Source organism: Paenibacillus sp. EB106-05-06-XG162, from assembly GCF_058791655.1.
This window is the reverse complement of record NZ_JBYTDT010000012.1, coordinates 107,147-133,411: the sequence shown is the minus strand read 5'-3', so window position 1 is coordinate 133,411 and position 26,265 is coordinate 107,147. Positions and strand designations below refer to the sequence as shown.

General features: G+C 46.7%; 26 protein-coding genes. 17 read left to right on the top strand and 9 right to left on the bottom strand.

The genetic code is table 11. The features are described from left to right. Positions 1-78 precede the first annotated feature (78 nt). Both AC3WU2_RS22280 and AC3WU2_RS22275 read left to right on the top strand, forming a co-directional pair. On the top strand, positions 79-1,845 hold the full coding sequence (locus tag AC3WU2_RS22280) for a B12-binding domain-containing radical SAM protein (RefSeq protein WP_492457187.1): 1,767 nt from the start codon (positions 79-81) through the stop codon (positions 1,843-1,845). A 115-nt stretch (positions 1,846-1,960) separates the two neighbouring features. After that, entirely contained in the window at positions 1,961-2,497 is a 537-nt protein-coding gene (locus tag AC3WU2_RS22275) for a GNAT family N-acetyltransferase (protein WP_492457186.1), read from the top strand. A gap of 81 nt (positions 2,498-2,578) precedes the next feature. Here AC3WU2_RS22275 and AC3WU2_RS22270 read toward each other — a convergent pair whose 3' ends face one another. The 5 genes from AC3WU2_RS22270 to mnmL all read right to left on the bottom strand — a co-directional run bounded on the left by AC3WU2_RS22270 (position 2,579) and on the right by mnmL (position 6,680). Then, on the bottom strand, positions 2,579-3,526 hold the full coding sequence (locus tag AC3WU2_RS22270) for an alpha/beta hydrolase (RefSeq protein WP_492457185.1): 948 nt from the start codon (positions 3,524-3,526) through the stop codon (positions 2,579-2,581). 67 nt (positions 3,527-3,593) lie between these two features. Then, complete coding sequence (locus tag AC3WU2_RS22265; protein ID WP_492457184.1) at positions 3,594-4,556, bottom strand: type I phosphomannose isomerase catalytic subunit; 963 nt, start codon at positions 4,554-4,556, stop codon at positions 3,594-3,596. Between the two features lie 75 nt (positions 4,557-4,631). Next, positions 4,632-5,027, bottom strand: a complete 396-nt coding sequence (locus AC3WU2_RS22260) for a VOC family protein (RefSeq protein ID WP_492457183.1) — start codon at positions 5,025-5,027, stop codon at positions 4,632-4,634. Between the two features lie 50 nt (positions 5,028-5,077). Next, positions 5,078-5,725, bottom strand: coding sequence for a class I SAM-dependent methyltransferase (locus tag AC3WU2_RS22255; protein ID WP_018756280.1), 648 nt, complete (start codon positions 5,723-5,725; stop codon positions 5,078-5,080). 1 nt (position 5,726) lies between these two features. After that, positions 5,727-6,680 carry a tRNA modification radical SAM protein MnmL/YtqA gene (gene mnmL / locus AC3WU2_RS22250; protein WP_492457182.1) on the bottom strand — a complete coding sequence of 318 codons (954 nt, stop codon included), beginning with the start codon at positions 6,678-6,680 and terminating at the stop codon, positions 5,727-5,729. Between the two features lie 258 nt (positions 6,681-6,938). Here mnmL and AC3WU2_RS22245 point away from each other — a divergent pair, with 258 nt between their 5' ends. The 3 genes from AC3WU2_RS22245 (at position 6,939) to trmB (ending at position 8,906) form a co-directional block, all read left to right on the top strand. Next, a complete protein-coding gene (locus AC3WU2_RS22245) occupies positions 6,939-7,121 on the top strand; it encodes a hypothetical protein (RefSeq protein WP_018756278.1) in 183 nt (60 codons plus the stop codon). A gap of 163 nt (positions 7,122-7,284) precedes the next feature. Beyond that, entirely contained in the window at positions 7,285-7,590 is a 306-nt protein-coding gene (locus tag AC3WU2_RS22240) for a hypothetical protein (RefSeq protein ID WP_492457181.1), read from the top strand. A gap of 560 nt (positions 7,591-8,150) precedes the next feature. Next, positions 8,151-8,906, top strand: a complete 756-nt coding sequence (trmB, locus tag AC3WU2_RS22235; protein ID WP_492457180.1) for a tRNA (guanosine(46)-N7)-methyltransferase TrmB — start codon at positions 8,151-8,153, stop codon at positions 8,904-8,906. A gap of 106 nt (positions 8,907-9,012) precedes the next feature. Here trmB and AC3WU2_RS22230 read toward each other — a convergent pair whose 3' ends face one another. Next, positions 9,013-9,552, bottom strand: coding sequence for a phosphatase PAP2 family protein (locus tag AC3WU2_RS22230; RefSeq protein WP_379350546.1), 540 nt, complete (start codon positions 9,550-9,552; stop codon positions 9,013-9,015). Positions 9,553-9,649: 97 nt separating this feature from the next. Next, positions 9,650-11,938, bottom strand: a complete 2,289-nt coding sequence (locus AC3WU2_RS22225; RefSeq protein WP_492457179.1) for a helix-turn-helix domain-containing protein — start codon at positions 11,936-11,938, stop codon at positions 9,650-9,652. Between the two features lie 181 nt (positions 11,939-12,119). Between AC3WU2_RS22225 and AC3WU2_RS22220 the strand changes: the two genes are divergently transcribed. The 8 genes from AC3WU2_RS22220 (at position 12,120) to AC3WU2_RS22185 (ending at position 19,187) form a co-directional block, all read left to right on the top strand. Beyond that, on the top strand, positions 12,120-13,022 hold the full coding sequence (locus AC3WU2_RS22220) for an ABC transporter permease (protein WP_492457177.1): 903 nt from the start codon (positions 12,120-12,122) through the stop codon (positions 13,020-13,022). 13 nt (positions 13,023-13,035) lie between these two features. Beyond that, on the top strand, positions 13,036-13,920 hold the full coding sequence (locus tag AC3WU2_RS22215; RefSeq protein ID WP_492457176.1) for a carbohydrate ABC transporter permease: 885 nt from the start codon (positions 13,036-13,038) through the stop codon (positions 13,918-13,920). Positions 13,921-13,972: 52 nt separating this feature from the next. Beyond that, positions 13,973-15,556 (top strand): extracellular solute-binding protein, encoded by a 1,584-nt coding sequence (locus AC3WU2_RS22210; RefSeq protein ID WP_492457175.1) that lies wholly within the window; start codon positions 13,973-13,975, stop codon positions 15,554-15,556. Between the two features lie 436 nt (positions 15,557-15,992). After that, the gene (locus AC3WU2_RS22205) at positions 15,993-17,237 is read left to right on the top strand and encodes a glycosyltransferase family 2 protein (RefSeq protein ID WP_492457174.1); all 1,245 of its coding nucleotides are present in this window, start codon (positions 15,993-15,995) and stop codon (positions 17,235-17,237) included. A gap of 338 nt (positions 17,238-17,575) precedes the next feature. Continuing rightward, on the top strand, positions 17,576-18,070 hold the full coding sequence (infC, locus tag AC3WU2_RS22200) for a translation initiation factor IF-3 (protein ID WP_026263841.1): 495 nt from the start codon (positions 17,576-17,578) through the stop codon (positions 18,068-18,070). Positions 18,071-18,096: 26 nt separating this feature from the next. Continuing rightward, positions 18,097-18,297, top strand: coding sequence for a 50S ribosomal protein L35 (gene rpmI, locus AC3WU2_RS22195; protein WP_018756266.1), 201 nt, complete (start codon positions 18,097-18,099; stop codon positions 18,295-18,297). A 30-nt stretch (positions 18,298-18,327) separates the two neighbouring features. After that, entirely contained in the window at positions 18,328-18,687 is a 360-nt protein-coding gene (gene rplT, locus AC3WU2_RS22190) for a 50S ribosomal protein L20 (protein WP_018756265.1), read from the top strand. A 200-nt stretch (positions 18,688-18,887) separates the two neighbouring features. After that, positions 18,888-19,187, top strand: coding sequence for a hypothetical protein (locus AC3WU2_RS22185; RefSeq protein ID WP_492457173.1), 300 nt, complete (start codon positions 18,888-18,890; stop codon positions 19,185-19,187). A gap of 23 nt (positions 19,188-19,210) precedes the next feature. Here the strand turns inward: AC3WU2_RS22185 and AC3WU2_RS22180 are convergent, their stop codons facing one another. Continuing rightward, positions 19,211-19,660 carry a GNAT family N-acetyltransferase gene (locus AC3WU2_RS22180; protein ID WP_314585703.1) on the bottom strand — a complete coding sequence of 150 codons (450 nt, stop codon included), beginning with the start codon at positions 19,658-19,660 and terminating at the stop codon, positions 19,211-19,213. 508 nt (positions 19,661-20,168) lie between these two features. Here AC3WU2_RS22180 and ilvB point away from each other — a divergent pair. The 4 genes from ilvB to AC3WU2_RS22160 all read left to right on the top strand — a co-directional run bounded on the left by ilvB (position 20,169) and on the right by AC3WU2_RS22160 (position 25,145). Further along, positions 20,169-21,911, top strand: a complete 1,743-nt coding sequence (ilvB, locus tag AC3WU2_RS22175; RefSeq protein ID WP_492457172.1) for a biosynthetic-type acetolactate synthase large subunit — start codon at positions 20,169-20,171, stop codon at positions 21,909-21,911. Further along, positions 21,911-22,399, top strand: coding sequence for an acetolactate synthase small subunit (ilvN, locus tag AC3WU2_RS22170; protein WP_026263840.1), 489 nt, complete (start codon positions 21,911-21,913; stop codon positions 22,397-22,399). Before ilvB ends, ilvN begins: the two co-directional genes overlap by 1 nt. A 108-nt stretch (positions 22,400-22,507) precedes the next feature. Beyond that, positions 22,508-23,500 carry a ketol-acid reductoisomerase gene (gene ilvC / locus AC3WU2_RS22165; RefSeq protein ID WP_018756260.1) on the top strand — a complete coding sequence of 331 codons (993 nt, stop codon included), beginning with the start codon at positions 22,508-22,510 and terminating at the stop codon, positions 23,498-23,500. A gap of 97 nt (positions 23,501-23,597) precedes the next feature. Then, the gene (locus AC3WU2_RS22160) at positions 23,598-25,145 is read left to right on the top strand and encodes a 2-isopropylmalate synthase (protein ID WP_018756259.1); all 1,548 of its coding nucleotides are present in this window, start codon (positions 23,598-23,600) and stop codon (positions 25,143-25,145) included. Positions 25,146-25,245: 100 nt separating this feature from the next. Here AC3WU2_RS22160 and AC3WU2_RS22155 read toward each other — a convergent pair whose 3' ends face one another. Next, positions 25,246-26,094 (bottom strand): polysaccharide deacetylase family protein, encoded by an 849-nt coding sequence (locus AC3WU2_RS22155; protein ID WP_492457171.1) that lies wholly within the window; start codon positions 26,092-26,094, stop codon positions 25,246-25,248. Positions 26,095-26,265: the final 171 nt, after the last annotated feature.

Below are 26,265 nucleotides of genomic sequence, written 5' to 3'. Positions count from 1 at the left end.
CGGCTAAATTTGCTAGAATAAGAGCATTCTAATAAGAAGATGAAATACAAATTTACACATAGAGAACGAGGTCAACACATGAAAGTCGTACTATCTACGCTAAATGCGAAATACATTCATACATCACTTGCGCTGCGCTTCCTCAAAGCGTTCAGCGAGAAAGACTTCCCGGATATTGAACTGGCCGAGTACACGATCAAAGATCCGGTCATGAACATCGTGTCCGACCTATTCCGCCGCAAACCCGAGGTCATCGGATTCTCCTGCTATATTTGGAACATCGAAGAGACGATTGAGGTCATCAGTATGGTGAAGAAAATAATGCCGGAAGTGAAGATCATCCTCGGCGGTCCTGAAGTTTCCTATGATACAGACTATTGGATGGATCGGCTTCAGGACGTGGACTTCATCGTGATGGGGGAAGGGGAAGAGACCTTCCATCAGCTGCTGACTGAAATTCAGACGACGCAAAAATATCATTTCGTCTACGGCCTTGCTTATCGTAAAGGGACTGAAGTGATACTGATGCCAGGCCGACCTAAGCTGGATCTGGAACAGGTGCCGTCACCGCATCGTTTTGCCGAGGATCTGCCGGATTTATCGAAGCGTATTGTTTATTTTGAGACGAGCCGGGGCTGTCCATTCAGCTGTCAATTCTGTTTGTCTTCGATTGAAGTAGGCGTGCGGTATTTCGATATTGAGAAGACGAAAGCAGATATCATCTATCTGATTGACAATGGGGCGAAGCTGATCAAATTCGTGGACCGGACCTTCAACATTAAGCGGGATTACGCGATGGAGATGTTCCAGTTCTTAATCGATAATCACCGCGGATGCGTGTTCCAATTCGAGATTACGGCGGATATTATGCGCCCAGAGGTGCTGGACTTCTTATCAGAACATGCGCCGCCAGGGGTATTCCGCTTCGAGATCGGCGTACAATCGACGAACGATGAGACGAATGAGCTGGTGAAGCGTCGTCAGAACTTCGCGAAGCTTACGCGTACGGTTCAGAAGGTGAAGGACAGCGGGAAGATCGATCAGCATCTGGATTTGATCGCAGGTTTGCCGCTTGAGGACTATGATACATTCCGGAAGACGTTCAACGATGTGTTCGCACTGCGTCCGGAAGAATTACAGCTCGGATTCCTCAAAATGCTGCGCGGTACGGGGATGCGAATCGATGCGCATAAGTACAACTATATTTATATGGATCATGCGCCGTATGAGATTCTGGGCAACGATATTTTACCGTTCTCGGATCTGGTACGGATTAAGCGGGTAGAGGATGTGCTGGAGAAGTATTGGAACGCCCACCGGATGAACCATACCCTAGAATATTTGATTACGCAGGAGTTCGACTCAGCCTTTGATTTCTTCCAAGCGTTCGGCGATTATTGGGAAGGGCAAGGCTGGCAGAAGATCGGTCATCAGCTCGAAGATCTGTTCACGAGACTCTACAGCTTCCTCCAATCAAGAGACACGAAGCAGATGGACATCATCTTGGGGTTGATGAAGTTCGATTACTTCCTCAATCACAAGTATAAGCCGCGTAAAATCTGGTGGGATTTCACGATGGAGAAGAACGCGTGGGCTGCGTATATCAAGGAAATGGCGGAACATCCGGAGCGGGTATCCGCAGAATTCGCAGCACTAGGCCTCTCAGAGAAGGAGCTTCATAAGCACGCAGTCATTGAAGTGCTGCCGTTCAATCTGCATGCGCTGATCGGAGATCAGGCGACCGTAGAGGAGCAGTCAACACTGCTGATCGTGCTGTATCAGCAGAATGAGCAAGAGAAGCCTGTTTATTATACGATGCCGCTGCTTGCGGCGGTTGTTGAATAGCGGTTGTAAGGAGAAAGACCATCGGGGAGCTGGTGGTCTTTCATTTTGTTATGGAAGGTAATTTATTCCTCTATGTAGAAGTAAAATGGGACACAACCTACAAGGAGAGAAAGATATGACAGAACTGCAATTCAAAAAATTTGAAAATGAGTTAGACGATTTGGTCTCATTTATGATAGGTAATACGTGGGATTTCCATGCTAACCCAAATCCATCTTCTGAAAGAATCGTTAAGGCGTATGATAGCGGATATTATCAAGAAGACAATGAAACGTATTGGATTGAATATCTGAATGAAAAAGTCGGATTAATCGTCATTCATGAATTAAATGACACGATTCCGCTATTCGACCTGCGTCTTAGCAGCAAATATAGAGGGAAAGGCTTTGGGGCGGAAGCAGTAAGATGGATTACCGATTACATCTTTACGCTGCCAGATGAAAAGATAAGGATCGAAGCCTATACGCGAAGCGATAATATTGCGATGCGCAAAACATTCCTGAAGTGCGGGTTTGTAAAAGAAGGATACTTACGACATGCGTGGGAAAATGATGATGGCAGCATTTCGGATTCGGTGTGTTACGCCATCATTAGAAGTGATTGGGAAAACAAAGTGATTACGCCTACCAAAATAAATGATTTGCCATTCTAGAAGGTATCACCAAATGCAAACGATAGAACGTTGAAATGCAACAAAGACCGCAAGGGAGTATTCTTGCGGTCTTTGTTCTGCTTAAGCTTGAGCTGATCGCGATTCAATCTGATGGTCCAGCCAAGCGATCGTATCGTTCGTGACCTCATCTCGATTGATTTCGTTCAACATTTCATGGCGACCGTCGCGGTACAGCTTCGAACGTACGTTGGATAGACCGAGCTCTTGATAGAGCTTCAGCAGTTGCCTTACGCCTTTCCCGTGCAGGCCAACAGGATCTCGATCCCCCGAGAAGACGTAGATCGGTAGATCCTTCGGAATACGCTGCAGTTGCTCGGGTTGATGGATTTCTTGCAGTAGGCCGAAGAAATGATAGAAGAAGCCTGATGTGCAGAGAAAACCGCAATATGGATCGGCGATGTATTTGTCGACTTCAGCTGCATCACGGGATAGCCAGTCGAACTCTGTTCGCGTTGGGCGGAATGCACGGTTGAACGAACCAAAAGAAATGTCATTGAGCAGCTTGCTCGGATGTCGATCGCCTCGAAGTGTCATCTCGAGCTTTGCGATGGCACGGCCCGGACCTAACAACCCTCTTGGGCCATTCGTACCGGATAGAATGATCCCATCGACCAGATGCGGATATTCAACCATATATTTTTGGGTTAGAAAAGAACCCATACTATGCCCCATGAGATAAAGTGGAAGTGTGGGATGTGCATTGCGGATATGCCTGCTCACTTGGGCCATATTTTTAACTTTCCAGTTGAAACCATCATCACCAGGGTGTCCTAAATCCTTAGTCGATGCGGCGGTACGGCCATGGCCGCGATGATCATGGGCATAGACGATATAGCCTTGTTCCGTCAGCGCTTCGGCGAATCTGGCATAACGAGCGGCAGTCTCTGCCATGCCGTGCGCGATTTGCACAACCCCTTTACAGGAGGCATCGTCTGCATCAGGGCGCCAATGATAGATGTAGAGATTGAATCGTTCCTCATCTTGTAGGGTGAAATTCGTTGTCTTCATTCGGCTCATCCTCTCTCATGATCTTATAGCAAGAGCGCAGCTACGGCGCTGCGCTCTTGAGGTCTAATTATAGAGTAGAACGAAGCACCGTACAGTGCCCCTCAAGCGAGTACTTACCTAAGTTTGCAGGAAGCAAGAAGCATTGGCCGGCTTGAAGCGACTCTTGGCCGTTCTCCCACGTTAATGTTCCTTCACCTTCGCAGACGATGAGGATTACGAAGCTCTCAGGTGTTGTAGTCAGCTGCCATGGCGCTGTTACGATCCCTTTTTCCACGTGGAAGTAAGGTGATTTGGCAAGCGTTAACCATGTGTTAGGTGCAGTATCTGTCTTCATGTATGTTGCGCCCGAATCACCGAAAGCGACCGTGTTCAGGGAATCTTCGATGTGAAGCTCACGCAGCTCGCCATCCAGACCTGGACGGTTGTAATCGTATAGACGGTACGTTGTATCCGAGTTCTGTTGAATTTCAGCGACAACGACACCGGAGCATAGCGCATGCACCGTACCTGCAGGGATGTAGAAGGAATCGCCAGGAGCGACCTCAACTTCTTGCAGTGTGTCCATCACTTCGTTATTTTCTAGTGCATGAGCAAGCTGTTCGCGGGTTACGCCTGGCTTCAGGCCGTAGATGATCTTCGCGCCTGGCTTCGCATCGAGGACGTACCACATTTCCGTCTTGCCGAGCTCTCCCTTAGGTAATTTCTCATAATCATCGTTCGGGTGAACTTGAACGGATAGATCATCGTTGCAATCAAGCAATTTGATCAAGAGTGGGAAGCGTGTATCTACATCGATATTCGAGTTCGTACCGAACCATTCTTTGCCAACCTTGTGGCGGATGTCTTCTAAGTTCAGGCCTGCAAATTCGCCGTTAATGACTTTTGTTGTACCGTTCGGGTGATCACTGATCATCCAGCCTTCGCCGATTGCGCCATCCGGCATGTCAAGTCCGAATTGCTCCAGGGCGCGGCCTCCCCATACTTTTTCTTTCATCTCAGCTTTGAATTGAATTGGGTATGCTTGGGTCATGTTGAAATATTGCTCCTTTCAAAATAAACAGCGATTATAGTGAAAATGTATATTAGGATTCCGAGTGGAGCCGTACTAGACTTGCGTAGCAGGTTCGAAAAATTCGAGCTGCTCACGGTCAGGTCCTTCGAAGAAGAAGTATTTGCTTCCATTCGGAATCGTAACGATTTGATCATGAATCAGTGAAATACCAAGTTCACGCAGACGTGCATGCTCTGACTCAATATCTTGCACGGTGAATGCGACGTGATGGACTTTGCCTTCATTCGGGAGCTCGCCGTTATTCGGCTTCTCGACGAGTTCGATTTCCGTCTCGGTTGCCCCTGGGAATGCCAGAAATGCGAGACGAACTTGATCACTTGGCTGCAAGATATGTAGAAATTTTAACCCGATTACGTCTTGATAGAAAGTGATGGATCGCTCTAAAGATTGTACCATAATACCGACATGTTCAATTTTGTGAACGCTCATGAATTTATTCCCCTCTCGAAAACATGGTAGAAGCGATATGTCGCATACGGTTATCGCTTCTCGATGGCAATGACGTATGGCGCCTTCGGACGCTGCGTCATCCGGTACAGAATGGTCTGGCCCTGACTCGCGGGCAAGGCCGCAGCCCATGCTTCGACGGCATCGCCTTCGGTATCCCCGCCTTCATGGCCGGGATACACGACAATCGTCACGATGCCGCCCGGTCTCAGCACGCGGAGCGCGGCTTCGAGCGCAGGCAGCGTCGTCTCCGCGAGCGTAATGACGCGCGCGGACGCATCCATCTCGGCCACCGGCAGGTAGCCGAGATTGAACATCACGGCGGCGACGTGCCCGTGCGCCGCCTCAGGCAGTGCCGCCGCAAGCTCGGCATGGCTGCGGAGCAGCAGCCGAGCAGCGGCGAGGCCGCCAGCGCCCTTGCGCATCGCGCGGGCGCCTGCGGCAGGCTCTGCCGCGCCAGCTTCGCCGGGCGCGGCCGCCGCATTCAGCCGCTCGCGCGCAAGCTCTAGCGCGAGCGGCTGAATGTCGAAGCCATAGACGGTGCCCTGCGGGCCCACCGTCTTGGCGAGGAACAGCGTGTCGACACCGGTGCCCACGGTGGCATCCACGACAATATCGCCCAGCTGCGCCCGTTCTGCAACGAGCTTCTGGGCGAAGCTCAGTACGGAAAGGAAACCCATATTAGCGTCCTCTCCAGAATTTGCCCTGCCATGAATCCCGCGCTTTGAGTTCAGCGTCAATGGCATTGAGCACTTCCCATTTCTTAAGGCTCCACATCGGACCGATCAATAGATCACGCGGTGCGTCGCCCGTCAGACGATGGACGGTCATCTCCGGTGGGAGGAATTCGAGCGAGTCGACAATTAGCTTAATATATTCGTCTTGCTCCAGAAAGCGGAGCAGTCCAGCTTCATATTGTTTCACCATCGGCGTTTTGCGCATGAGATGGAGGAGGTGGATCTTAATGCCCTGCACATCCATCTGTGCTACGGCGCGACCTGTATCCAGCATCATTTCATGGGTTTCCTGCGGAAGTCCATAAATAATATGAGCGCAGACACGAATGTTATGCTTACGCAGCTTGGCGACGGCATCGAGATAGCATTGCGTATCGTGCGCGCGGTTAATGAGCTCTGACGTGGATTCATGAACGGTCTGGAGGCCCATCTCGACCCAGAGGTACGTACGCTCATTCAACTCCGCCAAATATTCGACGACATCGTCGGGCAGACAATCCGGACGTGTTGCGATGGAGAGGCCGATAACGCCAGGCTGTTGCAAAATAACCTCGAAATATTCACGGAGCTCTTCGACCGGCGCATACGTATTTGTATAGGCTTGGAAGTAGCCGATGTATTTGGCGTGAGGCCATTTCTGATGCTGAAGATCCCGAATCTTATTGAATTGGGTGACCAGATCGTCACGTCGGCTTCCCGCGAAATCACCAGATCCCCTAGCGCTGCAGAAGGTACATCCGCCTTTGGCAATGGAACCGTCGCGGTTCGGACATGTAAATCCGGCGTCCAGCATAACTTTAAATACTTTATCTCCGAACTGCTCCCGCATTTCGTAGCTCCATGTATGAAATCGTTTATCTCCCCAGAGCTTGGGATGATTCGGTTCAGTCGTTATCATTGGTGATACGTGCTCCTTTATTGCCAGTTAAGCGATTTTTCTAGATCGATAATCATTTTACTATTGTACCAATAAAGGAACGAAAAATCGAATAATTTCCCATGAATTGAGGCGAAGTGAAGCCATTTGTCACTTGAAAAACCTTACATGTTATGTTATATTACAACTATCAGCAAGAACGATTTAACCTCGCATATATGCTTCATAATTTCATATTTTTCTTGTTTCTGAACACAATAACCTTAAGAGGTGATGTCAATGCATACCGAAGTTAAAGGTTCGCAAGGAACAGAGAAAGTGTTGGTTGAACTGACGCTGAATGAAGCCATGGCGCTGACAGGTGTCCGTTTTAATGAGAATCGAGAGGTAGCTGCTTCCGCTCGTCGCAAATTGAATTCCGCGATTGAACGCAAGTATGAGATTGAAGAGAATGTACATTAAGTTGTCGCTTTAGAAATAGAAGATTTGAAATCCGGGAGCATCTGCTGATGCCTTCGGATTTTTTTATTTGGCTTTGATATCCTGCACCCAATTTTCTCTCAGCACCCGGATTAGGCCGGATGTATATATTACTGTAGACATCCGATTCGAAAGAAGGGTTAATATGAAGAAATCAGCACGCGGGATCATTCGCATTCAGACGCCGCTCGGCGGGCCATTTCATATTGGATTGAACGCGAGCATTCAGGAGAAGCTCGGTGCAAGCGGGCGCATCACGGTTATTCGAGAAAAGGCGAGAACACAATTATTTGTGGAACTACTATCCCTTGAAGGGGATACGGGTAAGGAGATTCGATTATCGAAGGCCCATGCGCGTAAGCTAGGGCTTCGAAATAACCAGCGCGTGCTCGCTTCGTACTTGCGACGCAGTAAAGTCCTCGTTCTCCGGAAGTGTATTGTGAAGAAGTAGAATCTTCGTAATGCAGTTGACGCAGTGGGAGAGGGGGGAGATCATCGCGACGTCCTCATGCTTGCTCCCTATCCTGTATTTCATCCAACATAGCGGGCTCAGTTTATGTCAATGTCCCTCTATGTTGGATCTCTGCAGGATAGAGCGGCAAAATTAGCTGAATCTGGGTCCCAACAAGCGAAGTTCCTGCAAATATCCAACATAGCACTCTGGGACTATCCTTTCACCCCCAAGTACCTGCAAAAATCCACGATAGGCGCTCTCACCCCCAAACTCCTGCAAAAATCCACGATAGGCGCACTCACCATCCAAGTTCTTACAAAAATTCACGATAGGAGCTCCACCCCCAAGTTCCTGCAATAATCCACTATTGGCGCTCTCACCCCCAAGTCCCTACAAAAATCCACGATAGGCGCTCTCACCACCCAAGTCCCTGTTCATATCCATGTTAGCTGCGCACATTCCCAATTCATTTTCTCCCGCCTAACAGCAACATCCCCTTTACTTTTTTGTGTTTCTTCGGCACAATAAAGCTTTAGAATAGCTTAGGAGGATTTATCATGCGTCTAAGAGGTAGAAAAGGGATTCGGGAGAACCTGGAACAACAGACCGATCTGGTTGTTCTTGAGCCCCATACGTATAAAGGTCGTTGGCACGAGTTCTTCGGTAATGACCGTCCGATTTATGTAGAGCTTGGCATGGGAAAAGGCCAATTCGTCAGCCAAATGAGCGCGAAGTATCCCGATGTGAATTTCATTGGTATGGATATGTATGATGAGTTGGTTCGCCGTGCGAGCGACAAGGCCCGTAAGGTATGGGCCGAGCAAGGCGTAGACAGCCCGCCGAACGTGGCGCTAGCGCGTGCGAATATTGAGAAGCTTGAGGAAATTTTCGCTTCGGGTGAAATTACGCGCGTCTACCTGAACTTCAGCGATCCGTGGCCGAAGGCGCGTCATGCACGCCGCAGACTGACGCATCATCGTTTTGTGGACAAGTACATCGGTGTCATGAACGCGAAGGGCGAGATCCACTTTAAGACCGATTCCGAGACGTTGTTCGAGTTCTCTCTGAATTCCTTCGCGGATATGGGTCTTCAAATGACGAATATCTCCTTGAACTTACATCGCAACGGATTGAACGAAGAGCATGTCATGACCGAATACGAGCAGAAGTTCATGGGTAAAGGCATGAATATCCACCGCGTTGAGGTTGTGATCGGGGAAGATGCACTTCAAGCTTATCAAGAGCGCAAGCTTGCTGCACAGCAGGCTGAAGCGGAAGTAGCAGATCAAGAAGATGACGACACAGATGAATAATCTATGTTAGACGATATCCGATAGATATCTTTCATAAATGGGCATAGAGCCCGTATCCAATAAGAAACCTCCGTTATCCTAATGCGATGACGGAGGTTTTTGCTTTTCATATGAAGTTAGCTGGCCAACATGCTACGGTGATCACCGCGAACAAGGTGCCAATGAAAGCGCCTGCGAAGCAATCTGACGGGTAATGAAGCCCGAGATAGATTCGCGATAGCGCGACGATGAGTGCGAGTGGCAGCAGTACCATGGTGAGTACCGGGAACTGAATCATCATCGGTAAGAGCATCGAAAATATAGCCGTCGAATGACCGGAAGGAAAAGAATGATCGACCAGCGGCTTACGGAATGTATTCGTCTGCGGATGTGCGAGATGCGGACGAATACGCGGGTATAATTTTTTGATAATGGCTACTGGAATATGACTAAGCCCAAGTGCGATCAGGGATTGCAGGCCGACACGATTCCATGGATGAGGTGCTAGAATGGCTAGCACGGAGGTGATGCAGATCGTTAGTGTTGCACCGCCTAAATGCGTGATGTAATACAGGATGACGTTAAGAAATTTATGATGCAAGCGGCCGTTTATCCATAGGAATACCCGTTTCTCACGCTGCAACAACCAATTGAAAACACGGCTCATTGAATCCCCCCCGCTATATTCTAACACAAATACCCCCAATCTACGCCAGTCTGTAGTTGGAATATTCATGTTAAGATTACCAGTTCTATTCTTTACATTACGCGGGGAAGTCTTCTTCGGGCGTGTAGGCTTGGGAAGCATTTCGGCGATAATCACTCGCTGTAATACCTGTGAACTTTTTGAATACCCGATTGAAAGAACTGATATTTAGGAATCCAGTCTGGATCGCAATTTCCTGGACGAATAGATCGGTATGCAGCAGCAGGGTGCTCGCTTGCTCCACACGATATTTATTGACTGCATCCACGAAGTTCGTTCCAGTCTTCTCCTTATAATAGGTTGAGAGATAACTGGACGTAATTTTAAGCTTGTCAGCCACAATATCTAAGGTGACGGCTTCAGCGTAATGATTCGCTAGATAATCATGCACGAACCGAACGATGGGATCAATCACTTCCTTATGATCACGGATGAACTGACAGGCTGAATCGATGAGATCTTTGAAATACTGCTCCAGATCATACATCGTATAGACGGGTAGACGTGACGCAGCTGCTTGAGCTAGAGGCTCAGCATCCAACTGGAGTGAATAGACGATCCGTAGTACTTTGTCGGTCATCTCTTCTAGAAATTTGTTGTAATGATACATACTCGGATTCTTCTTCTGTAGCTGAGAGAGCGTTCGGTCGAGAATATGCAAGACTTGCTGGACATTGCCTTCCTGGAGATGAAGATGCATCTCTTGCTCGAAGGTGTTCGTGTATAACAACCGTTCACTGTGTATCGCTTCATTCCTCAGAATAATCGTTGCGTCGTTAAAAGGACGATGTTTGATACGTAAAAGCGCCTCCTCGTAGGCTTGTGTCATCTTCGCTGTATGCGGATAAAGTGAACTGACGGCAATGGAATAGAACCCGAACTCTTTATCTGCCTCGAGTAATTCTTTGATACGCATCAAATGCACTTCGAACTGTGCAGTCTGTTCCGCTTCCGGCTCGGCCTCATTTAAATAATGAATAAGCACGATTTGATTCGGTTCTGTCTGGAAGATGAGAGATTGCGGCGATTCCTTATGGACCATCTGACTTACATATTCCGCCATGAAGTGTGTGCTCCGTTCAACACTCATGCGAAATGCTTCATAATAGCGCTTGTTCGGTGAGAACTGAAATAAAATGAAGCGGAATGGCGTCTGATTTTTCGGTGTACCTACTTCTTCATGCCGATGATTCCCACGAATTTTCTTGAGTTGGTTCATGATGTCGTAATGCTGCAGAAGGGATGTCTTCTTGTGCAGGTCATCTGAAGTCTGTTGATGGGATTGAATGATCATGCCGATATTTTCCCGAATATAGTCGAACTGGTTCCGATGATCCGTGACGCCATCCTTTTGATTCAGATCACGAATGGTATCAATGATTTTCTGCACAGGATTGTTGAATCGCATACTGAATACAACCGATGCAATGATACTGATGACGATCGAGATCACGAGCAGCGTGATTAACGTAATATGAAGCTTGGTATATTGCGCAGACAGAGAATCCGCGGGAATAATATTGACGTAGGTATAGCCGGAAGTGGCTCCTTTTTGATAGAAATAATAGTCGTTATCCATTAATATCCAGGATTGATCCGCCGGTAGTGAGGGGAGAGCCTTCTCATTTGTATTATTAGCGACGAATAGCGGCTGCCCTTGCTTGTCCAGGATATAGAAATTGTTGTTAATGGATTGATGATAAGCGGACTTGATGCTCTTCGCATCGATTAAGGCGAGCATCGCGTAATTCGGAATCAGCTTACTCTTGACGAGCAGCGGAAAGACAAGCGGCGATTCCGATGGAACGGACGGGTCATATAGATTCGTAAAAGTTGTCGCCGGCAGCAACATGAACGATTGGTGCGCTGCGAGTGAATCCTTCCAGAAGTCCAGATTATATTGGAAGTGATGATAGAAGCGGCTAATCATCTTCTCTTCATCCGCGCCGCGCAGCGAATCCAGCACCATCCCATGCTGCTCATCGAACACAAGCAGGTTATAGAGATGAAGCTGAGGATTGCCAATCGTCTCACGCAGGTCATCAATAATTTTGGAAGCGCTAACATATTTGAAGGTCTTCGCATCCAGCGCTTGTAGATTGGTGTTGTTGACATAGAAATTGACTAGCAGACTATTGATCAATTCGAAATATTGCTCGAAGTTACGCGTGGTGAATTTCAAATTCTCACTATTATATTGAATAATCTCATTCTGGATATTCCGTTGATATAACGTTAACGAGAACAAACTGAACGTAACGAAGAGCATAATAATCGCGATGAAATAGATCAATAGTTTTCGAAAGGTGGAGTGGGACAGTTGTTTAAGTTGAAGCGCTTTTCGCATGCTGTTGCCCTGCCTTTATTGAAGGATAATCATATCTCTAGAACCTGCGCATATTTCTGGATCGTCTATAAATTTGCTCACAAATGCGGAGAATGCTCATTGGCAATTGCTTCCTAGGCTTCTAGTATAAAAGAAAATTGATCGATGGAAAAGCAAAAATGACGATGAGGAGGATGGGGCGATGGTTCAGCTCAGACGATTGTGGAAGGAAAAGTATCTCTATTTATTATTGTTGCCGGGGCTCATCTATTTTATCGTGTACCGGTACGTGCCGATGCTCGGCAATGTGATCGCGTTCCAAGATTTCAGTCCATTTCAAGGGTTCCTTCATAGTGATTGGGTGGGCATGAAGCATTTTATGAAAATTTTCGAAGACAAAGAAGTTATCCGTGTCATTTGGAATACGTTATACCTTTCTTTCTTACAAATTCTATTCGCATTCCCGGCTTCCGTTGTTTTGTCTCTCTTATTAAATGAAGTGCGAAACGGAAAGTTCAAACGGATTGTCCAATCTATCGTATATTTACCGCATTTTCTATCGTGGGTTGTCGTCATCGGGATCGCAACGGTGTTCCTCAAAACGAATGGCGTCGTGAATCAGCTCCTCCATTCAGTGTTCGGTATGGAGCCGATTGCATTCATGCAAGAACCGGGATGGTTCATGCCTTTAATCGTCTTGGAAGTAATTTGGAAAGAAACTGGCTGGGGAACGATTATCTTCCTCGCTGCACTTGCAGGTGTAAGCCCTGCGCTTTATGAGGCGGCGATCGTGGATGGTGCGAACCGATGGAGACAAATCTGGCACATCACACTGCCCGCAATTCGCAGTACGATTGTTATTCTCTTAATTCTCCGTCTAGGCAGCGTACTCGATGTCGGTTTTGAACAGATTTTCTTGATGCTGAACCCACTGAATAAAGAGATCGGCAACGTGCTCGATACGTTCGTCTACTTCAAAGGGATTGAACAGTCGGATTTCAGTTTCGCAACAGCAGTCGGCTTATTCAAATCATTCGTAGGGCTTGTACTCATCGTTGGCGCAAATCGTCTAGCAAAGCGCTTTGGTGAAGAAGGGGTATACTAGGAGGGATGGTATTATGATTAGATCGAATAGCAGATTAAGCAGAGCAGCAGATATCATCAATTACTGTGTGCTCATTCTCATCGGAATCGCGATGCTCTTCCCATTCTACTATATGGTGATTGTATCCTTTTCCTCCTATGCGGATTTTGTGCAGCAGGATATGTTATTATGGCCCAAGACATGGGTGTTAGACGCGTATGAATTTATACTTGGCTCCAAAGTATTGTTCCGTTCCATTGGGGTCACGATCTTTGTGACCGTGGCTGCGACCTTATTCAGCCTTCTATTAACGGCGATGATGGCCTATGCGTTAGCTCGTAATATTATGGGCCAACGGTACTTCTTATTTATGATTCTATTCACATTCGTATTTAGTGCGGGGATTATTCCGACTTATCTCGTTGTGAAGGAAACCCATTTACTAGACTCCTTCTGGTCCTTGATCATCCCGAGTGCGATTAACTCGTTCAACTTGATCGTCATGCGGCAGTTCTTCTTAAGTATTCCGAATGAACTCTCGGAAGCAGCACTGATCGATGGCGCGAATGATCTCCAAATATTCAGTCGTGTGATCTTGCCTTTGTCGAAGCCGTCTCTGGCTGCATTCGGGCTATTCTATGCAGTATCGAACTGGAATGCCTACTTCAACGCGATTCTCTATATTAGCGATCCAGCCAAATGGACCGTGCAGGTCGTCTTGCGACAGATTGTCGTATTGGGTCAGACCAAAGCTACGCTGTCCGATGCGGCACAAATGGCGATGGCGCAGAATCCACCTCCAACGGAAACGGTTGGGATGGCCGCCATTTTGATTGCTACTATACCCATCCTCGTCGTCTATCCGTTTCTGCAAAAGCATTTTGCGAAAGGGGTGATGCTCGGGGCTGTTAAAGGGTAACACAGTGAATTCGTGAGTGCATGGGAATGAATTAATGGGAGGGTTCGTAGAGATGAAATTAAAAAAAGCAATGGTTCTATTGTTAAGTCTTACGATCACAGCTAGCTTCACTGCTTGTTCAGGCAGTAAGGAAGGAAGCTCGGCGGAAGGCTCTTCGAATGGCGGGCAATCGGACAAGCCGATAACGATCACATTATTTGACGGAACGTGGGAGAACCCTGTACCAGAGCCGAAAGGTCCTGCCGTAGATGCGATTAACAAGCGATTCAACGTGGATCTTCAGACGCAATACATTCCTTTTGATTCTTATGATGAGAAGGTTGCTGTGCGGATGGCCTCGGGTGATATTCCAGATGTAATCGGTGCAGAGTCAGTTGACGCCAACTTTGTCAAATGGGCCAAGCAAGGGGCTTATCTGCCGCTGAATGATTTTATCAAGGACTATCCGAATTTAAATGCGATTCCAGCATCTGACTGGGATTCTCTGAAAATCGATGGAACGATTTATGGCATCCCGGATTATTTCTCGGGTAAAGGCGGGAAGAAGCCGGTTATCCGTAAAGACTGGCTCGATAAGCTCGGACTTGCGATGCCGACGAACTATGAGGAATTGAAGACTGTAGCGCTAGCGTTTACGAAGAATGATCCTGACGGGAATGGGAAGGCCGATACACTTGGTCTAGGGCTTGCGAAGGGCTTCGCGTATGATCCATCCTTCGGGGCATATTGGTCGAGTTCGGCTTGGTACCATAAGAATGATCAAGGGCAATTGATTCCAGGGAATATTGCGCAAGGGAATAAAGAGAAGGTTCAATTCTTAAACGAGCTCTATCAAGCAGGTGCGATCAGTAAAGATTGGGCGATTACGACCTATAAAGACGTATTTAAAGATTTTAATGCCGGTAAAGTCGGAATTTGGTATGAGCAGCCAGGGAATAGCGGGAATAATGGTTTAGATTTTGACGTGCTTCGTCAAAATGCTCCGGAAGCTGTCGTTGTTCCGATCCCTGCATTCAAACAACCAGACGGTCAGCAAGGCATCCCATCGGGCCCGGCTTGGTATCGGATGTACATGATATCGGCGAAGCTGAAGGACCAGCCGGAGAAAGTGAAGAAAATTCTTGAAATGCTCAATGAATTCAAGACAGTTGTGCCTGAAGACAAGCGGAATCCGCAGAACGAATGGATCGACTGGCTCAATGGGCATGAAGGCACAGGATATACGATGAAAGACGGTGTTGTTCAACCAGATTTGAACCAACGCTCGAAGGTTGCTCCAGCTGCGTATATTATGAACCAAGGGTGGGTAACGGATGATTCGGATCTCGAAGTGTTCGTGAAGATTGCGGCAACGCCAGAAGGCAAAGCATTTAACCGTGCGATGACCGATTACTTGAAATCGTCTAAATTTTATGTAAATCCTGTCAAACGCATTATTTCGACAAGTTATATGGAGAAGAATACGGAGCTCTCCCAATACATCTCCGATGAGACAACCAAGATGGTTGTTGGACAGCGTCCTATTTCCGACTGGGATAAGATGGTGGAAGAGTATATGAGCAAGGGCGGCAAGGAAGTTATCGATCAAGTAAACGATGAGATGAAGAAGAACAATATCCAAGGCGAATGGAAGTAAACTTGTACTTGAAAGGGCTCTCATTAGATTTCTAATGAGGGCTCTTGTTTTTTAATTGTGAATATTGTGTGAATTCGCCAAAACATTTGAACTTTTTGCCGGGTTGTAACGTTGTTAATGTTAAGGTAAAGTATCATAAGATGAAAATTTTCAGAAAAAAGGAGGAGAAAGCGAAATAAAAACAGAGGATTTGGATGAAAATAAGACATAAGCAGGTTTAGGTCACGAACATAAGCGTTATATTGGGTTAATTTCCGATATTCAAGACCTAGATCGGTTTTGACAAATGAACATAAAGAGAAGAGAATCATTAGGTGCAGCGAAGTTGCAATTGAACCACCTGATCGCGCATAATGAGAACTGCAAGACAAGAACAATACAGAGAGAGAAAAACAACACAAACAATATTAAAGGGGTAAAAGGGGGTATCAACTGTATGATCGACGTCATTATGGTTGTGCTGCAGGTCTTGCTGGCAGTAATTGGGATATATCAATTTACACTGTCATTAGCCGGAATTATTAAGAAGAAGAACAAGGTACGTCATGAACCGAAGAAAACATTCGCAGTGCTCGTCGCCGCACATAACGAAGAGACGGTTGTTGGAGCGCTTGTCGAGAATTTATTGAAACTCAAGTATCCAAGAGATATGTACGATATTTTCGTGATTTGTGATAATTGCACCGATAATACAGCCAATATCGTTCGCACCTATAAAGGGGTTTATGCATGCGAACGCAGCAATCCAACATTACGTGGTAAGGGATATGCAATCGAATGGATGTTGAAGGAATTGTGGAAGCATCCGCGTTCTTATGATGCGATCGTTATGTTCGATGCCGATAACTTGGCAAGTCCGGACTTCTTGTCTGAAATGAACAATGACTTGTGCAATGGTGCTCGTGTCATTCAAGGTTATTTGGATACGAAGAACCCGCATGATTCATGGATTACAGCCGCTTATGGTGTAACGTATTGGTATTGTAACCGTCTATGGCAGCTATCCCGCCGTAATCTCAACATGGCAAACTTCTTGGGCGGTACAGGTATGTGCTTTGAGACAGCGCTGATCAAGGAAATGGGTTGGGGAGCTACAAGTCTGGTTGAGGATTTGGAGTTCACGGCACGCTGCGTATCCCGCGGTGTGAATCCGGTGTTCAACTATGATGCTAAGGTATTCGATGAGAAGCCGTTAACGTTCAAAGCATCTTCCCGCCAACGTTTGCGTTGGATGCAAGGTCACTTTACTGTCGCACGTCGTTATTTCTTCCCACTCTTGTGGAAGTCGATTAAAGAAAGAAATTTAGCGAAATTCGATATGGCGTTATATACGATTACGGTCTATACCGTATTGGCGACCTTCTTGCTGTCGTCCGTATTATGGGTGGATGCGGCTTTCTTCAATGGCCCGAACATCATGACTTTCTATCAGTTCTTGCCGCCTTGGGTGGCCATTGTATCGCTGTTAGCGACTTCTGTCACATTCGTACTCGCGCTTATTCTTGAGGGTGTGAAGTCATGGAGAATTTACGTCTCGCTGATCACATTCCCGATCTTCTTGTTGTCCTGGTGGCCAATTACGGTCTATGCGTTCTTCACGCAGAACAACAAAACATGGAGTCACACGGAGCATACGCGCGTTGTTCGCCTTGAGGAAGTTCAGAGCGAACAAGCATCTTAATTGAATTTGTCAAAAGCGGGCTTATGCTTCATGCATACAGCTCGCTTTTTTTAAGACTAAATTTATAAGTTTCCGAGGACTACATAAAGTGCTTGACATCACTTGGACAGCATGATATATTATTTGAGTACGTTTGACGTACATAGTCAAAGTAGAAGCCCACGCTTCTCACCTGCCCGACATCAGTTGGCTGGTCCATGAGTCCATGAATAGTTCATGGAGATATTGTTCATTAATGATAATGATCAAATGGATGTGGGTTCTTCTGGGACTCACATCCTTTTATTGTTCTATAGAGGGAATTCAAGTTGGAGGTGGAAGGTATTAGCAAGGATCATATGATTAACGATGAAATTCGAGCGAAGGAAGTACGTCTTGTAGGTGCAGAAGGCGAGCAAATCGGTATTACTCCGTTTCGTGAAGCACTCCAAATGGCGATCGACTTGAATCTAGACCTGGTCAACGTAGCACCAACGGCGAAACCGCCAGTTTGTCGGATTATGGATTACGGTAAATTCCGTTACGAGCAGCAGAAGAAAGAAAAAGAGGCTCGTAAGAATCAGAAGATCGTCGATGTCAAGGAAGTATGGTTCCGTGCCAACATCGATGAACATGATTTCCAAACGAAGCTTCGCAATGTATTGAAATTCTTGAAAGACGGCGATAAAGTGAAATGCTCCGTGCGTTTCCGTGGTCGTGAGATTGCGCATTCGGATATCGGTAGGAAGGTACTGGAACGCGTTCTGCAAGAAGCGAATGAGCTCTGCTCAGTCGAACGTGCTGCGAAGCTGGAAGGCCGCAGCATGATCATGATTTTAGCGCCTAAAGCGTAATTAAGTCTATTGAGGAGGAACAACAAATGCCGAAAATGAAAACACATAGCAGTCTGAAAGACCGCTTCAAAGTCACAGGTACAGGTAAAGTGAAAAGATATAAATCTTGCAAAAACCACTTGCTTTCACACAAATCTAACCGTGCTAAACGTGTTCTTTGCACGCAACCAAACATGGCTGCAGGCGATGTTAGACGCTTGAAACAAGGCTTAGCGAACTTGAAATAATACACAATAATTATTGGGAGGTACTTCGAAATGGCAAGAGTAAAAGGCGGATTTGTAACACGTCGTCGTCATAACAAGATTTTAAAGCTTGCTAAAGGTTACTTTGGCTCGAAACATAGAATTTTCAAAACTGCAAAAGAACAGGTTAATAAATCCCTGGTCTATGCATACCGCGATCGTCGCACAACAAAACGTAACTTCCGCAAATTGTGGATCGTACGTATTAACGCGGCTGCTCGTATGAACGGATTGTCTTACAGCAAATTGATGCACGGCCTTAAATTGGCTGGTGTAGACATCAACCGCAAAATGTTGGCTGACCTTGCAGTGAACGATCTAAATGCGTTCAACTCTTTGGCTGGCGTAGCAAAAGAAAAAATCAACGCTTAATTTAAATTAAGTGCTGTTAAGAGAGTCGTCACATCTGTGACGGCTCTTTTTGGTTGTTCGGCCACGATGGATAAAGAGTTGAACGTTGGTTAATAAATTTGCGTGTGTTATGTTGTGCGAATACTAGGGGACATAGGTCCAATCTTTTTCTGGTTCATAGAATAGAGTGTAGATAATACCAGGAAAAGGAGGCTTTTCTCATGGCAGTCACAAAGGCTCAAGCCCAGAGGCTTATCGGTAAGAAGATTTTAGCCGTTCGGAAAGATGGGAGTCATGTTACGGGTAAACTGGTTCGAATTGCCGGAAATCGTCTTATTCTTGAACGTCGTTCTGGTAAAAAAGTCCATACAAAAGCAATTATTCCACTTGTATTATTCGACCTCTTGGCGATTGGGACAGCGAGCAGTCCATATTACGGAGGGTATGGATATGGCGGTTATCCATACGGAGGAGGTTACGGCAACGGATATGGCGGATACAATCAATATGGATATTATTAAAGAGGGAATGGGCAGCAGAAATCTTAAAGGTCGAGCCGTCTGAGCAATTCGTAGTAATGCGTTTCCTGCCAATGATGCATAATATGATAACCCGAGCGAATATAGAAGAGCAGTGCGCCTTGATTCACGTCATCGACGAGCAGCTTGGATTGATGGCATCCTAATCGTCGCGCATAGTTTTCAGCTGTGAGCAGCAACCTAGCTCCATACCCTTTGCGTTTGTGGCTGGACTTCACAGCAAGCATATCGATATACATCCATTTGCCGTGGATCATGACGTGAATGAAACCAAGCGGCTCACTGCTCGGAAGCGCGGACAGAATGAAGGTTCTTCCGCGTTTCAACCTTGTTAGAACGTCCTTTGCCACTTCGTCGTGGGACATGATGTAGGGGGACATCGGAAGTAATTCTGACTCTACGAGTGCAATGATTTTTGCATCATCAGAGTGCGACTGGCGCATACGGATAAGCATGTGTTTTCACCCCGTTCGAAGGAAAGTTAGATGATCCATGCGTTTATGTATTGTATGTGCGTGCGGATGGAAGGGGAATTTTTTTAATACATAGCTATTGACTTCTGTCATAAGCTAGGAATATAATACATCTAACAATTTGAAACATATTGGTAATAGCGATGAAGAGGACGAAGTTTTAAGGGCCCTTTTGCTCAGAGAGTGTGTGGAACTTGCTGCAACCACCACCGAAATCCCTTATATACGAGCTCACCTCGGAGCTGTTCTCCTGAACGAATTCCATTTGGGAACTATTAGGGAGAGTCGTAAGGTACACGTTACGTATCAGCGTACATGCAGAGGATTGATTGGCTGCATCGTACCTATGAAGGTTACACATTGCGAGATGTGTAGCAAATTTGGGTGGTACCACGGAAGATCAACCTTTCGTCCCTCATCACGTGCAATACGTGTGAGGACGGAAGGTTTTTTTGATTTTAAATTAATTTTCAAAAAAGGAGGAACACTTATGAACGCTCAAAGTGCAATGATGGGGTCAAAAGAACAACTACGCGAAAAATGGATGAAGCCGGAAGTGATTACGGGTTCGGAAATTCTGCTTCGCAGTCTACTGCTAGAAGGTGTCGAATGCGTCTTCGGCTATCCGGGTGGCGCAGTGCTCTACATTTACGATGCAATGCATGGATTTGATGATTTCAAACACGTTCTTACACGTCACGAACAAGGCGCGATTCATGCGGCAGATGGATATGCAAGAGCAAGCGGCAACGTCGGCGTGTGTATCGCAACTTCTGGACCGGGGGCAACCAACCTCGTCACTGGAATCGCGACAGCTTATATGGATTCGGTGCCGCTCGTCGTCATTACAGGAAACGTAGCGACGAACTTCATCGGTACGGATGCATTCCAAGAAGCGGACATTACAGGGATTACGATGCCGATCACGAAGCATAGTTATCTCGTCCGCGATGTAGAGGATCTACCGCGCATCATTCACGAAGCGTTCCATATTGCCTCTACAGGTCGAAAAGGTCCGGTCCTTATCGACATCCCAAAAGACGTATCGGCGAACAAAACGATGTTCAAACCTGTGACGGAAGTGAACATTCGTGGATATAACCCAACGGTGAATCCGAATCGTCTACAGACGGATAAATTGCTGAAGGCCATCGAATCGGCACAAAGACCACTTATTCTAGCGGGTGGCGGCGTTGTCTACTCTGGTGGTCACGAGGAATTGTATCAGTTCGTTACAACAACGGGCATTCCGATTACGACAACATTACTCGGACTTGGCGGGTTCCCGAGCGGTCACGATCTCTGGACAGGAATGCCGGGGATGCACGGAACATTTGCATCGAATAAGGCGCTCCAGAATACAGATTTGCTGATCAACATTGGCGCTAGATTTGATGATCGGGTAACGATGAAGCTTCAAGGTTTTGCTCCACACGCCAAAGTGGTTCATATTGATATTGATCCAGCGGAGATCGGCAAGAATGTACCGACGGACATCCCAATCGTGGGTGATGTCAAAACCGTTCTTGAAATCTTAAACAAAGATGCAAAATATGCGCATGTCGATGCTTGGCGAGCTCAAGTGATGCAGTGGAAAGAAGAGCAACCACTTCAATACGAAGATTCCGAGACGGAATTAAAACCGCAGTGGGTCATTGAAATGCTGCACCGCACAACACAAGGTCAAGCGATCGTAACGACAGACGTTGGGCAGCATCAAATGTGGGCAGCACAGTTCTACAAATTCAATCAACCGCGCTCCTTCGTCACTTCCGGTGGTCTTGGAACGATGGGCTTCGGATTCCCATCCGCGATTGGTGCGCAAATGGCACATCCTGATCGTTTAGTCATCTCGATCAACGGCGACGGCGGTATGCAGATGTGTGCACAAGAGCTTGCAATCTGTGCGATCAACAACATTCCGGTAAAGGTCGTTATTATTAACAACCAAGTATTGGGGATGGTTCGTCAGTGGCAAGAGATTATCTATAAAGGCCGCTATAGCCATATTGATCTTGAAGGAAGCCCAGATTTCCCGAAACTCGCCGAAGCTTACGGCGTGAAGGGATTACGTGCAACGAATAAAGAAGAAGCTGAGGCTGCATGGCAGGAAGCACTAAATACATCGGGTCCGGTCGTCGTCGAGTTTGTGGTCCGCAAGGGTGAGAACGTCTACCCGATGGTTCAAGCAGGAGACACGATCGATCAAATGTTATTGGGGGATAGCGAATGATGCAGACTAAACATACCATCGCCGTTCTAGTAAATGATCAACCAGGTGTATTGCAACGCGTATCCGGCTTGTTCGGACGCCGTGGATTTAATATCGAGAGTATCACTGTGGGACAGTCGGAAGAAGCCGGCTTGTCCCGGATGGTTATCGTTACGGAAGGCGACAGCGGAACACTAGAGCAAATTGAGAAACAACTGTACAAATTGATTGATGTTATCAAAGTTATTGATCTGAGCTCGAAGCCGATGGTGGCACGCGAGCTCGCCTTGATCAAAGTAAAGGCAGAACCCAATGTACGTCCTGAGATTATGGGTGTCGTTGAAACCTTCCGTGCAGCGGTTGTCGATATTGGCACACATAGCATGATGGTTCAAGTCGTTGGGGATACCGACAAGATCGATGCGATGATCGAGTTGATGAAACCTTACGGAATCAAGGAGCTTAGCCGGACTGGTGTCACTGCCATGATCCGCGGCAACGCCAACTAATACTATTATCAAATGCCCGCTAAGCGGGTGTTTGAGAGGATAGGACAACCCTATCCTTTGAGACACCCGCTTAGCGAGGGTTTACAATTAAAAGGAGGATTTACTATTATGGCAGTTACAATGTTCTACGAAAATGATGCAGATTTAAGCGTTCTTAAAGGGAAAACAATCGCAATTATCGGTTACGGAAGCCAAGGTCACGCTCAAGCACAAAACTTGCGTGATAGCGGATTGAACGTTGTTATCGGTCTTCGCGAAGGTAAATCAGCTGATAAAGCTCGCAATGACGGTTTTGAAGTATTGTCGGTTGCTGACGCTACACTCCGTGCGGATGTCGTTCAAATCTTGATGCCGGATGAGACGCAAGCTAGTGTGTACAAGAACGAAATCGAGCCGAACTTGAAATCCGATGCGGCACTACTCTTCTCCCACGGCTTCAACGTTCACTTCGGACAAATCGTTCCGAAGAAAGGCAATGACGTATTGCTCGTAGCACCGAAATCCCCAGGACACATGGTTCGTCGTACGTATGTTGAAGGCTTCGGCGTTCCTGGCTTGATCGCAATCGAGCAAGATGCAACTGGTAACGCACAAGCAATCGGTCTTGCATATGCAAAAGGTATCGGCTGTACGCGTGCAGGGGTTATCGAAACAACATTCGCTGAAGAGACAGAAACAGATTTGTTCGGTGAGCAAGCTGTACTTTGCGGTGGTGTAAGCGCACTTGTTAAAGCAGGTTTCGAAACATTGACAGAAGCTGGATACGCTCCTGAAATGGCATACTTCGAGTGCTTGCACGAATTGAAATTGATCGTTGACTTGATGTATGAAGGCGGACTTGCTTCCATGCGCGATTCCATCAGTAACACAGCTGAGTACGGCGACTATGTAACAGGTCCTCGTATCGTGACAGATGAGACGAAGAAAGCAATGAAAGCTGTATTGTCCGATATCCAACAAGGTAAATTCGCTCGCGACTTCATCCTTGAAAATCAATCGAACCGTGCATTCTTGACAGCAACTCGCCGTAACGAAGCAAACCACCCAATCGAAGTGGTTGGCGGACAACTTCGTGAATTGATGCATTGGATCAAGAAATAATAAATAATAATATCATAGCGTTTTTGAAAAGCTTCCGGAGGGTCACCTTCGGAAGCTTTTAGCAATAAAGCTTCTTAGTTCAATTCGGAGGTGCAGCATGCGTAAAATTTATATTTTTGATACAACTTTGCGGGATGGTGAGCAATCGCCCGGCGTCAATTTGAATACGAAAGAAAAAGTGGAAATCGCTTACCAGCTTGAAAAACTGGGTGTTGATCGGATTGAAGCAGGTTTTCCTGCTGCATCACCCGGGGACTTGGCGGCGGTAAATGCGGTAGCTCGTGCGGTAAAGAATGCGTCCGTGATCGGACTCGCTCGTTCACGTACCCAAGATATCGATGCGGTACGCGAAGCCTTAATCGGTGCGCAAGATCCATGCATCCACTTGTTCCTTGCATCTTCTCCAATTCACCGTCAACACAAGCTTCGGATGACGAAGGAGCAAATGCTCGAAGCGGCAGAATCGGCGATTAAGTATGCGAAGAAGTATTTCAGCAAAATTGAATTCTCACCAGAAGATGCGGGGCGTACGGAGCTGGACTTCTTATGCCAAGTGACCGAGATGGCGATCAAAGCAGGTGCGACAGTTGTCAATATTCCGGATACAGTTGGCTTCTTGACGCCGTATGAATACGGCAATATCTTCAAGACGCTGAAGGAGAACGTCAAAGGGATCGAGACGATTCAGCTTAGTGCCCATTGCCACGATGATTTGGGGATGGCAACTGCCAATGCACTTGCGGCCATCTTGAATGGTGCGGATCAAATTGAAGGCACAATCAATGGAATCGGGGAACGTGCGGGGAATACTTCCCTCGAAGAAGTGGCGATGGCACTTGAGACGCGCCAAGAATTTTTCCAAGCGAAGACGACGTTGCACTTGTCCGAAATTGCCCGAACAAGCCGCCTCGTGAGCAAATTGACTGGGATGGTCGTACCTGGGAATAAAGCTATTGTGGGTGCGAACGCATTCGCGCACGAATCTGGCATTCACCAGGATGGCATGCTGAAAGAGAAGACGACATACGAAATTATGTCGCCAGAGACGATCGGACTGAAAGACAGCAAGCTCGTGCTTGGCAAACATTCAGGCCGCCATGCATTCCGTGAGAAATTGATTGATCTAGGCTATGATCTGGGCGAAGAGCAAGTGAATATCGCATTTGCGAAGTTCAAAGACTTGGCCGATAAGAAAAAAGAAGTATCTGACGAAGACATTCGCGCGATGATCGAAGAGAAATTGATCGAAACGCAAGAAGTATTCAAACTCGATATCCTTCATGTTTCGTATGGCAATCAATTCGTTCCATCTGCACGTGTGACGCTGCACACCATCGATGGGAAGACATTGGAAGAAGAAGCGGAAGGCAATGGTTCGGTTGATGCAATTTACAATGCAATTGATAAAGCGACGGGCGAAGAGGTGGAGCTTAGCGATTACTCCATCAAATCGGTATCGCACGGGAAAGACGCACAAGGTGAAGTTCATGTCATTCTGGCACAGAATGGTATTACGGAACAGGGCCGCGGCGTAAGTACGGATATTCTCGAAGCGAGTGCCAAAGCATACATCGATGCATTGAATCGTCTAATCGAGAAGCGGAAGACATCGACAGGTCGCCGCGACAAAATGAGCTTAATCTAATCTAACGAAAACATAGAAGAACCACTTGCGACTCTGCACTGCACCCCATTGTCAGATCATCTAACAATGGGCATGCAGTAGTGTACAAGTGGTTTTTTGTTTACCGATATGCAGGTTTGTGCAGTAACTCCGGAATGGTCACAATTTCAATGTTCTGGGCTCGGAGCTCTGCGACCATACTTGGAAGCGCCTCGATCGTCCCCGTCAAATCTTCCCCTACGCCTCCGGCTCCGTGCTGCAGTACGATCGCACCTGAAGTGATATGGCTCATGATATTATCTCTAACTTGATCGGAGGATAAGCCTTTCCAATCGAGGGAGTCGACGTTCCAGTTAATAATTTTCATATGCTTGCTCGCAAGCCATTTAATCTGATCTTCGCTTACATTGCCATAAGGAGGTCGAATGAATAGCATCGTTTTACCCGTAATTTTCTTGATAATATGCTCAGTCTTTAGAACTTCATTTTGAAATGCGGCATCGGCGATTTTGGGCAAGTTCGCATGTGTATAGGAATGATTGCCCAGAACATGTCCCTCGTTGATCATTCGTTGAACGATCTCAGGATGGCTCTCCGCACGGTTTCCGACCACGAAGAATGTTGCTTTGATATCAAGCTTTTTGAGTGAATCGAGAATGAGTGGTGTGAAATAATCATCAGGCACATCGTCGAATGTTAACGCAATACGTCTGGGGGCGGGTGGACCATGAAGTAAGAAAGTGGAGCTATATTTGGCTCGAAGCTCTGCTAAGGTAAGTGGCTGCGGCTTACGGACACTTGATTCTGCGTCCCCAGCCAAGTCAGGCGTCACAGATTCATTCATCGAGAAAGGTCTCAGCGTATGAGACTTTGAATAGTTCTTTACTTTTGGAGCTGATGGGTTCGTGCAGCCTGACAGGATGAGCGTCCATAAGAGTGAGAGCAGGAGTGTATTCTTGATGATTCTCATGATGAATGACCTCCATACGGCATATTGCGTTCATCAAATTCCAGATTTAGTGTGAGTTTTCTAACCGAAAATTATGCAGCTTTATAGTCGATTCCTATTAAGATCATAGATTTTATATCTTAGTCAGAATAATAGGATTGCGATAGAATGGGTACATGATGAAATTGAGGA

Excerpts from the sequence above, each read along its gene's own strand:
- AC3WU2_RS22230 (WP_379350546.1), bottom strand. The coding sequence starts at position 9,552 with ATGAGCCGTGTTTTCAATTGGTTGTTGCAGCGTGAGAAACGGGTATTC.
- AC3WU2_RS22255 (WP_018756280.1), bottom strand. The coding sequence starts at position 5,725 with ATGGGTTTCCTTTCCGTACTGAGCTTCGCCCAGAAGCTCGTTGCAGAA.
- AC3WU2_RS22185 (WP_492457173.1), top strand. The coding sequence starts at position 18,888 with ATGGCAGTCACAAAGGCTCAAGCCCAGAGGCTTATCGGTAAGAAGATT.
- trmB (WP_492457180.1), top strand. The coding sequence starts at position 8,151 with ATGCGTCTAAGAGGTAGAAAAGGGATTCGGGAGAACCTGGAACAACAG.
- AC3WU2_RS22265 (WP_492457184.1), bottom strand. The coding sequence starts at position 4,556 with ATGACCCAAGCATACCCAATTCAATTCAAAGCTGAGATGAAAGAAAAA.
- AC3WU2_RS22225 (WP_492457179.1), bottom strand. The coding sequence starts at position 11,938 with ATGCGAAAAGCGCTTCAACTTAAACAACTGTCCCACTCCACCTTTCGA.
- AC3WU2_RS22260 (WP_492457183.1), bottom strand. The coding sequence starts at position 5,027 with ATGAGCGTTCACAAAATTGAACATGTCGGTATTATGGTACAATCTTTA.
- ilvC (WP_018756260.1), top strand. The coding sequence starts at position 22,508 with ATGGCAGTTACAATGTTCTACGAAAATGATGCAGATTTAAGCGTTCTT.
- rpmI (WP_018756266.1), top strand. The coding sequence starts at position 18,097 with ATGCCGAAAATGAAAACACATAGCAGTCTGAAAGACCGCTTCAAAGTC.
- AC3WU2_RS22220 (WP_492457177.1), top strand. The coding sequence starts at position 12,120 with ATGGTTCAGCTCAGACGATTGTGGAAGGAAAAGTATCTCTATTTATTA.
- ilvB (WP_492457172.1), top strand. The coding sequence starts at position 20,169 with ATGAACGCTCAAAGTGCAATGATGGGGTCAAAAGAACAACTACGCGAA.
- AC3WU2_RS22280 (WP_492457187.1), top strand. The coding sequence starts at position 79 with ATGAAAGTCGTACTATCTACGCTAAATGCGAAATACATTCATACATCA.
- ilvN (WP_026263840.1), top strand. The coding sequence starts at position 21,911 with ATGCAGACTAAACATACCATCGCCGTTCTAGTAAATGATCAACCAGGT.
- AC3WU2_RS22270 (WP_492457185.1), bottom strand. The coding sequence starts at position 3,526 with ATGAAGACAACGAATTTCACCCTACAAGATGAGGAACGATTCAATCTC.
- AC3WU2_RS22215 (WP_492457176.1), top strand. The coding sequence starts at position 13,036 with ATGATTAGATCGAATAGCAGATTAAGCAGAGCAGCAGATATCATCAAT.
- AC3WU2_RS22240 (WP_492457181.1), top strand. The coding sequence starts at position 7,285 with ATGAAGAAATCAGCACGCGGGATCATTCGCATTCAGACGCCGCTCGGC.
- mnmL (WP_492457182.1), bottom strand. The coding sequence starts at position 6,680 with ATGATAACGACTGAACCGAATCATCCCAAGCTCTGGGGAGATAAACGA.
- AC3WU2_RS22180 (WP_314585703.1), bottom strand. The coding sequence starts at position 19,660 with ATGCTTATCCGTATGCGCCAGTCGCACTCTGATGATGCAAAAATCATT.
- AC3WU2_RS22210 (WP_492457175.1), top strand. The coding sequence starts at position 13,973 with ATGAAATTAAAAAAAGCAATGGTTCTATTGTTAAGTCTTACGATCACA.
- rplT (WP_018756265.1), top strand. The coding sequence starts at position 18,328 with ATGGCAAGAGTAAAAGGCGGATTTGTAACACGTCGTCGTCATAACAAG.
- AC3WU2_RS22205 (WP_492457174.1), top strand. The coding sequence starts at position 15,993 with ATGATCGACGTCATTATGGTTGTGCTGCAGGTCTTGCTGGCAGTAATT.
- AC3WU2_RS22160 (WP_018756259.1), top strand. The coding sequence starts at position 23,598 with ATGCGTAAAATTTATATTTTTGATACAACTTTGCGGGATGGTGAGCAA.
- AC3WU2_RS22245 (WP_018756278.1), top strand. The coding sequence starts at position 6,939 with ATGCATACCGAAGTTAAAGGTTCGCAAGGAACAGAGAAAGTGTTGGTT.
- infC (WP_026263841.1), top strand. The coding sequence starts at position 17,576 with ATGATTAACGATGAAATTCGAGCGAAGGAAGTACGTCTTGTAGGTGCA.
- AC3WU2_RS22275 (WP_492457186.1), top strand. The coding sequence starts at position 1,961 with ATGACAGAACTGCAATTCAAAAAATTTGAAAATGAGTTAGACGATTTG.
- AC3WU2_RS22155 (WP_492457171.1), bottom strand. The coding sequence starts at position 26,094 with ATGAGAATCATCAAGAATACACTCCTGCTCTCACTCTTATGGACGCTC.